Raw genomic sequence first — 7,772 nt, forward strand, 5'->3', positions numbered from 1 at the left:
GATCGAGCGGAGTCAATCTTCAATATGCTCGACGAGAGTTGTAATAAACACAACCTGATCACTGACAAGAACCGTAACCTAGTGGTGCAAGCAGTATTGAGTAAACGCCAGGGGCGTAGGGATTTAGCCCTGGCGCAAATGAAGCTGGCGCTTGAACTCACAAACAGTACTGGCATGGTTGGGATCTTCCTTTGCGACGGTAATCAGATTTGTGATCTCATCCAAGAGTTGGTAGATACCAAAGCGCTTAATGAACTGGAACTTCACCGTGCCCGTCAGTTACTTAGGGAAATGACGAGCAAGGAGCGTAACCGTTCAGTTCACTTTGATGAAAACTTTGTTGAGAAGCTACTTAACCTTCCTGACGTCCCTGAACTCATTCGTACCAGTCCACTAACCCAACGTGAATGGCAGGTATTGGGATTAATCTACACCGGATATAGCAACGAGCAAATTGCCTCTGAGCTGGACGTAGCATCAACGACCATCAAAACGCACATTCGCAACCTGTATCAAAAGCTCAACATCGCTAACCGACAACAGGCCATTGAAACAGCAGAAAATTTATTGAAATTGATGGGCTTCTAAGCCCCCATACAACTGGTTAAGGATGACCATAATGGAAGAATGGAGCAAGGATCGGCTCTGGACTCGTGATATGCCATTCAAGCTGAATGGCATTCCCGTTGGCGCAAGGATGACAGTCATCAGGCTTGATAATGGCAAACTGCTTATCCACTCCCCGATCCAATTAACAACGGCATTGCAGCTTGAACTCAGCCAACTTGGTGCCATTCAAGCGATTGTAACGCCCAACATGAACCACCATTTGTTTTTGTCCGAATGGTGGCTCGCCTACCCTGAAGCTTATTTTTTCGCACCACCAGGACTGCAAACCAAACGGACAGACCTCGCCTTTGACGACGCTCTCAGTGCCCACAGCCCTAAAATATGGCAGCACCAGTTATACCAGACATTATTAAGAGGTAGCGATCGAATGGAAGAAGTGATCTTTTGTGATCCAACCTCCAACACCTTGATCGTCGGTGATACCCTTGCATGGTTTCGTCCTTCTAGCAATATTTTCACTATGGCGCTGGCATTAGCCAACGGCTGCTATCAGCACCCCGCCATGCCCCTGTACTGGCGTTGGACCTTCCAAAACAAAACAAGGCTGAGGCAATCACTACAAGAGATCCTGACCTGGCCATTTGACCGTATTATTTTATCTCACGGACATAATGTTGAAACTGATGGTAAAGCATTCTTTCATAATGCGTTTAAGTGGGTTTTATAATGCCACTACACTCTGTATACCATTTGATACAATAACGGTTACAATTTAATACGAACAATGTTCATTTACGTTATTGAACATTGTTTTTATAGGTATATGATAGGCAACAATATCTACCTGTTGCCTTACATACACCCATGAAAATCCAACTTAGCTCACTCGCATTATTCTCCCTTCTCCTCACCTCTCCACTCGCGTACTCACAACAACCGGCAACGGAATTTGATTATATTAGTGGAGGCTTCCAATACACGGTACTAAGCGACGAGTTCACAAGTTCACATTACTTCTATAACGACAAGGAAAAAACGTCTGTCGCCGATAGCATGGCGGGCGCATATTTAAAAGGCAGCTGGAATTTTACCCATCGATTATACGTAGCAGGTAAAGTCGAATTGTCTAAGCGAAACCAGTTCTCACTATCTCATCACAATGTAGGAATAGGCTTCTATCAACCGGTATCACAGGCAGTTTCGCTGTTTACAACTTTGGGTATCGCCAACCTTGAACTCAAGCAAGGTGAAGTCTTCGACCACAAAAAACAAAAGTACAGCGAATCCGGTGCTAGTGTTGAGGTTGGACTACGTTACACCCCTTTTGATATATGGTTGGTTGAACCATCTTTCCGTACCGATCAGTTTGAACACACCTTTAATGAATACCGCTTGGGGAATGTATTTAACGTTTCTAACAATATGAAAATTGAAGCTAATTTTTCATATTCAACCATTGATAAATTCTCAACGACCAATTATCAGTTAGGTGTTCGCTATACGTTCTAGAACGCTAAAATTGCTTATAATTTGCCTTATATCAATAAAATAATAAGTATGATTTAACCGAACTCCATATGTGATCAATATCACAACAGAAGGTATGAATAGGAGTATATTTATCCTCGATCATTTGTATGAGGAAATGGATATGAATGCTTCTAGGCTTTATTTGAGAGATTTATTAGGCATAGGTTTGGTGATCTCTGCAATTTTGGTTGTACTTGGCTTAATCTTTAGTGCTCTCGCTGCCTTAAACTTCATCACACATGAAGAAGTGTTAGCCAGTACTTATTTACATGAAGCATTACCGCTGTATTTCTTTGTATTACCGGGTTTCGCGATTGCAAGATTCATCAACCGACCGAAATGGGTACATGATATTGAAGAGTATCAATTAGAGTCAGCCAAGAAATACAGCCAATCCCACTAATGCTCTCTGCAATTGCTGCCAACTACATTTGCTCTCCGTCTAGTTGGTAGCGATTGCTCTCTCCTCCCCCATTCTCATCGTATTGCGCCGCTTCTATACTGACATTATCTTGTCATACCTTGTAGATAGTATTCTTAATAGCCTAGATACCTTATCGGATCATAGAGCTTGGCGAAGGAGTACAGCGCATTGATGAAAGAAGGCCTATACCGAAGATTACCCGAGCTGATGCAGCTTGAAGCGTTAATAAATCATTCACTGCCTACTTTACACCACGTGAACTCCTCTATAGATGTCGTGAGCTATGCCGAACTCGATAATATCCCCTTACCCATCTACAAAATCAGCATAGGCGCCATTGATAGCCATTCCCCGTGTTTAATCTTTGTGGGTGGTGTCCATGGTTTAGAGCGTATAGGTAGTCAAGTCGTCATTTCCCTGTTAGATAGCTTATGTCAGCGCCTTCACTGGGATGAGTCCCTTCATCACAAGCTGAATCGGATTAAGCTTGTGTTTATCCCTTTGTTGAACCCGGTTGGGATGGCAAAACGCTATCGCTCCAACGGTAATCATGTTGATTTAATGAGAAATGCCCCGCTCGATAGCACTGAATCAACAGCGTGGTTAGTTGGAGGGCATCGTATATCTAAATATATCCCGTGGTATCGCGGCAAAGCACAACAGGCAATGGAAGTTGAATCACAAGCACTAACCAATGAAGTTCTAAAGGCGACCGACTCGAGCCCATTTACCTTGGCACTGGACTGCCACTCCGGCTTCGGAACTAAAGATAGGTTGTGGTTTCCCTATGCACGAAGCAAGCTTCACCCTATTTCGAAGATTGGTGCCCTGTATCACTTAAGGGAAATGTTCTTTAATGCATTCCCCCACCAGAATTATTTGTTTGAGCCCCAAACCAAACACTATACCTGTCATGGAGACTTATGGGATTACCTCTATGACATCGCTGAAAGCCGTCAGCAACATCTTCTGCCTATCACGTTGGAAATGGGATCTTGGCGCTGGGTAAGGAAAAACCCGTTACAATTACTTGACCGTATTGGCCTATTTCACCCTGTAAAGCCGCATCGAATTCAACGTGTTCTTCGTACCCATTTAACGCTTACTGAATTTTTGATAAACGCAACCTACTCTTATCAACATTGGTATCAGAGTGAAGACGATGACACATTTTCCCAGCAAGCAAAATTGCTTTGGTATCCCCAGCATGCACCCGATCAACGCAAAAACACCTATGAATAGAGCAACTATTGCCCCCCACCATCGTCCGATATTGTTACTTAGAGGGCTACTTCGGGAAACTCGTCATTGGGGTAGATTTGCCGATATGCTGGAACAGGCTTTTCCCGAGCGAAAAATCATCGCATTGAACATTGCAGGCAATGGATCCCGCCACCAAGAGGTGTCTCCGACTAGCATTTCAGCGATGGTTGATGATTTAAAATCACAACTTACCTCTTTTCATCCTTCGTCACCTTCCGACATACCGACAGAACTCACACCTGAAAGTGTCGATATCATCGCTATTTCGATGGGAGGAATGATTGCATTAGAGTGGATGCGAAAATATCCTCAGGATGTGCATTCTGCAATCCTGATTAACTCTAGCCTTAGTAACTACTCCCCCTTCTATAAAAGACTTAAGTGGCAACAGTACAACAACATCCTGAAATTTTTCTTCATTCCAAAAGATCAGCAAGAGTCGTTAATTTTCGATATGACAACACGCCAATCACCCGCCGGACTTGTCGACTCTTGGATTGAATGGTCTAAAGCCAACCCTGTCTCCACTTCCAATACCTTGAGACAACTCTATGCTGCTAGCCGCTTCAAGTTTGAATCACCACCACCACCTACAACCTTACTTATCGGCAGCCAGAATGATGCGCTGGTCGATATCTCATGCAGTAAAACATTAGCTAAGCACTGGGGTATTCCGATGATGGTTCATCCTAGAGCAGGTCATGATCTCCCGTCTGACGATCCTAACTGGCTACTCGATAAAGTGACTCTATTTTACCAACGGCAAAATAGCGCTTTAAAGGAAAATGAATCCAATATGAATTAAGCCCTCAGCATTAATTCAATCACAGGCTTGCAAACTACACCCAGTTAAGACGAAAACTGGAGAGAGTTATGACACCTGTAAGTATTGTGATTATCACACTGAATGAAGAAAAACGAATTGGCCGTCTACTGGACGACCTGAGCAAGCAAAGCCACCAGCAGTTTGAAGTTATCGTTGTCGACTCAAACAGTGAAGACAATACCTGTGAAGTTGCCAGAGGCTTTGAGCAAGCTTTACCGAGCTTAACCGTTCATAAAATGAGTGAGCGAGGAACGAGTCTTGGCCGAAATACTGGCGCACAAATAGCCAAGCACGAACGTTTGTTGTTCCTTGATGCCGACGTCCGCTTAAGCCCGACATTCCTGACCAACGCGCTCTACGAGTTGGATAACCGCAAACTCGAAGTTGCTGGTGCCTATATGGCAGCAAAGGACTTATCAGTGGGCTACAAGTTAGGCTACGGAGTATTCAACGCAGGCTTGTTTACCACGTCCTTTTTCTTCCCGACAGCCGTCGGAGCCTGCATGTTCTCAACCAAGCGTGTCCACAATGAGATTGGCGGTTTTGATGAGACCATCATCTTATGTGAAGACTGCGATTATGCAAATCGTGCAGCAAAGACATGGCGTTACCGTATGATCCCGGTAAGTTTTTGGTTCGACCCACGTCGTTTGGAGCAGGAGGGCTTCGTAAAAATGGGGCTGACCTACTTGAAAGCTAACGTACGCCGGTTCTTCTTGGGTGAAATGCGCAACAATGAAATGGAATACCAATTTGATCATTACAAGGATGCAAAATAAGTCATGCATGACGTCGCTTGGTGGTGGTATTTTGGAGGGAGCTTCCTCGATGCCCTGATCGGACCCAACCTATTCTTTCCTGGTGAGCCATTCTTGCTTGCTGCTGGTTACCTACTAAGCAGTGGCGCTATATACGGCTTACTGGCCGTACTTGCCGGGGGCTTTATCGGTGACCAATTAAGTTTCTTCATTGGTCGCCGATGTGGCTCACAAGGACGACGTTGGTTGATACGTAAGTTCAGTAAAACCAAACGACCGATCGCCAAAACACGTTTGATCCTGCGTAAAAAAGGACCTTGGATTGTCACAGCGTCAAGGCTACTTGGTCCTGTCGCTTGGATAATGCCCTTTATCGCCGGTAGCTATGCCATGCGATGGTCAACGTTTACCCTATTTTCTTCAATCGGCTTACTTCTCGGCGTTGGTCAATTTACACTTGCTGGATTCTTTATTGGTAAAGGTATCGAGATACTCCCAAGCTGGGAAACGGTTGGGCTATTCTTCAAAGAGCATAGTGTTTTACTCACCGCCTGCATCGTTTCTTTCTTAGCTTCAGTCATCCTTTATCGACTCTATCGCTGGCGTAAGTGGTTGCTTATGGCTTGTTGTTGGCTGACTGCAATGAGTTCGGCTAACTACTACCATTTTTTCCATAGCGAAGCCTACACGATCGAATGGATCTCTCAAGCACAAGCCAATAACAATCAAACAATGCCGGAAAATAACGTATCGATTACCAACCTCAATTACACGGTTTATCCAGGGTTATCCCCTGTGTACAAAGCACAACCTATCAACATCATCTTACAAGGCGGGCACCCTAGTATTTTGATGAATGAACTAGGCTGGGTTGAAAATAAGACCTTTTCCCGCGATAAACTCGATTTATCTCAGTACCTTGAATTGATTGTGGATAAGCAGCCTCCTATTTCTGATTTATATTGGAATCAACAACCACAGTTATTGGCCTACCAAATTAAAGGTGATTTAATTAACCGGAGGCATATACGGTGGTGGTATGCAGGTAAGTCAGAGCAAACAAATGAAGATATTTGGCTTGCATCAATCAGCTATGACGATAGCCTCAAACTTGCTCATTACAAAGGGCTGATAACGGTTCTACATGGCATCGATCCAGATGTCGATAATGAGCGCGATACCCTGATGATGAATGCTGAAGCATTAGGGTGGAAGACAAAATTAAGAAGACTTGGCGAACCCGTTGCTTTTTCAAAGTCTAGTCATTACTTCAGTGATGGTAATATCGCCATTATTCAATCTATCTAGCAAGATTAGTAAATAGCAAAGCCGCCAAAGTTGGCGGCTTTCACATTAAATTTTTCTGATTAACCATGAATTAACGTGGTTTAGCAAAGACTTGAGTCCAGTAAATACCGTATTGTGTTGAAGAGTTCTCAACGAATGACGCACCCATTTCGGTAACGCTGCCATTCATGATGTTTTTACAGTGACCAGGACTGTTCATCCAAGACGTCATTACAGCATTTATGTCTTTCTGGCCGGCAGCAACATTCTCTGCCCATGTTGACCATGAATAACCTGTAGCTTCAATGCGGTCTTGTGGCGTACTACCATCTGAGCCTGTGTGGCTCATAAAGTTATTGTTGGCCATATCACTTGAATGAGAGTACGCAGCTGACTCCAAATCATAGTCCCATGTCAGTGCTGGCACTGCTGGCATGATTTGACCGCCACAGTTTTGCTCTTCGGCACGTGCTTGGTTTACGGCAAACAGCATTTGTTCTGCGAATGTGTCACCTGGGCCTGGTGCTGGATCTGGGTCGGTATTCCCATTGTCACCATTGTTACCGTTATCGCCGCCAGAGCCAGTGTCCCCCCCCGATCCATTATCGCCGCCGGAGCCAATATCATCACCCGGAATAGAGCCACTGTTGCCATCACTTGAAGACGAACCACCTGAACCACATCCTACTAATAGCAGCGCAGATAACATAACTAATGGTAAAACTTTCATAACAGACCTTGTTTGCATTAGGTGTGTTAAATTAGGTCTAGTAAATTAATAAACATAGTATTTATTTAACCTAAAAAAACACAATAAATATTTTTGCTAATCGCTTTTTACGGAACACACTATACTTACTCCCCGCTTAATCATTCAATATGCAACGGTGAAAATCGCTTCAACCTGACAAACAATTAACAAAGAGACAAAGCCAAAATCAATATGAAAACACACATAAGATTATGTATTAAATACGATTATAATAAAGTTAACCTCAACACATTCAATGTAAAGCTTATTCAACTTCATTGCCTAACTAAACTTTCAAAGTTGACAAAAGAAAGATATTTAACAATTAAAAATAAGAAGGCATGATATAAAATCATGCCTTCT

General features: G+C 43.6%; 9 protein-coding genes. 8 read left to right on the top strand and 1 reads right to left on the bottom strand.

Features of this window, described 5'->3' with window-relative positions; translation table 11 throughout:
* The 8 genes from BIZ37_RS28380 to BIZ37_RS28415 all read left to right on the top strand — a co-directional run.
* A partial coding sequence (locus BIZ37_RS28380) for a LuxR C-terminal-related transcriptional regulator (RefSeq protein WP_222939870.1) occupies positions 1 to 588 on the top strand: 588 nt, incomplete at its 5' end.
* Positions 589 to 619: 31 nt separating this feature from the next.
* Positions 620 to 1,297, top strand: a complete 678-nt coding sequence (locus BIZ37_RS28385) for a DUF4336 domain-containing protein (RefSeq protein ID WP_187464394.1) — start codon at positions 620 to 622, stop codon at positions 1,295 to 1,297.
* 137 nt (positions 1,298 to 1,434) lie between these two features.
* Positions 1,435 to 2,079: an autotransporter outer membrane beta-barrel domain-containing protein gene (locus tag BIZ37_RS28390; RefSeq protein ID WP_187464395.1), complete on the top strand. Its 645-nt coding sequence runs from the start codon at positions 1,435 to 1,437 to the stop codon at positions 2,077 to 2,079.
* A 142-nt stretch (positions 2,080 to 2,221) separates the two neighbouring features.
* Complete coding sequence (locus BIZ37_RS28395) at positions 2,222 to 2,503, top strand: D-fructose-6-phosphate amidotransferase (RefSeq protein WP_187464396.1); 282 nt, start codon at positions 2,222 to 2,224, stop codon at positions 2,501 to 2,503.
* Between the two features lie 192 nt (positions 2,504 to 2,695).
* Positions 2,696 to 3,766, top strand: coding sequence for a DUF2817 domain-containing protein (locus BIZ37_RS28400; protein WP_187464401.1), 1,071 nt, complete (start codon positions 2,696 to 2,698; stop codon positions 3,764 to 3,766).
* A complete protein-coding gene (locus BIZ37_RS28405) occupies positions 3,732 to 4,592 on the top strand; it encodes an alpha/beta fold hydrolase (RefSeq protein ID WP_222939871.1) in 861 nt (286 codons plus the stop codon). Before BIZ37_RS28400 ends, BIZ37_RS28405 begins: the two co-directional genes overlap by 35 nt.
* A gap of 68 nt (positions 4,593 to 4,660) precedes the next feature.
* Positions 4,661 to 5,392, top strand: coding sequence for a glycosyltransferase (locus BIZ37_RS28410; RefSeq protein WP_187464398.1), 732 nt, complete (start codon positions 4,661 to 4,663; stop codon positions 5,390 to 5,392).
* 3 nt (positions 5,393 to 5,395) lie between these two features.
* Positions 5,396 to 6,679, top strand: a complete 1,284-nt coding sequence (locus BIZ37_RS28415) for an LssY C-terminal domain-containing protein (RefSeq protein ID WP_187464399.1) — start codon at positions 5,396 to 5,398, stop codon at positions 6,677 to 6,679.
* 70 nt (positions 6,680 to 6,749) lie between these two features.
* Here the strand turns inward: BIZ37_RS28415 and BIZ37_RS28420 are convergent, their stop codons facing one another.
* Positions 6,750 to 7,388, bottom strand: a complete 639-nt coding sequence (locus BIZ37_RS28420; protein WP_187464400.1) for a CAP domain-containing protein — start codon at positions 7,386 to 7,388, stop codon at positions 6,750 to 6,752.
* Positions 7,389 to 7,772: the final 384 nt, after the last annotated feature.

Source organism: Photobacterium sp. BZF1 (assembly GCF_014349205.1).
Taxonomy (GTDB): Bacteria; Pseudomonadota; Gammaproteobacteria; order Enterobacterales; family Vibrionaceae; genus Photobacterium.

Coding starts and splice junctions, on each gene's coding strand:
- BIZ37_RS28385 (WP_187464394.1), top strand. CDS start 620: ATGGAAGAATGGAGCAAGGATCGGCTCTGGACTCGTGATATGCCATTC.
- BIZ37_RS28390 (WP_187464395.1), top strand. CDS start 1,435: ATGAAAATCCAACTTAGCTCACTCGCATTATTCTCCCTTCTCCTCACC.
- BIZ37_RS28395 (WP_187464396.1), top strand. CDS start 2,222: ATGAATGCTTCTAGGCTTTATTTGAGAGATTTATTAGGCATAGGTTTG.
- BIZ37_RS28400 (WP_187464401.1), top strand. CDS start 2,696: ATGAAAGAAGGCCTATACCGAAGATTACCCGAGCTGATGCAGCTTGAA.
- BIZ37_RS28405 (WP_222939871.1), top strand. CDS start 3,732: ATGCACCCGATCAACGCAAAAACACCTATGAATAGAGCAACTATTGCC.
- BIZ37_RS28410 (WP_187464398.1), top strand. CDS start 4,661: ATGACACCTGTAAGTATTGTGATTATCACACTGAATGAAGAAAAACGA.
- BIZ37_RS28415 (WP_187464399.1), top strand. CDS start 5,396: ATGCATGACGTCGCTTGGTGGTGGTATTTTGGAGGGAGCTTCCTCGAT.
- BIZ37_RS28420 (WP_187464400.1), bottom strand. CDS start 7,388: ATGAAAGTTTTACCATTAGTTATGTTATCTGCGCTGCTATTAGTAGGA.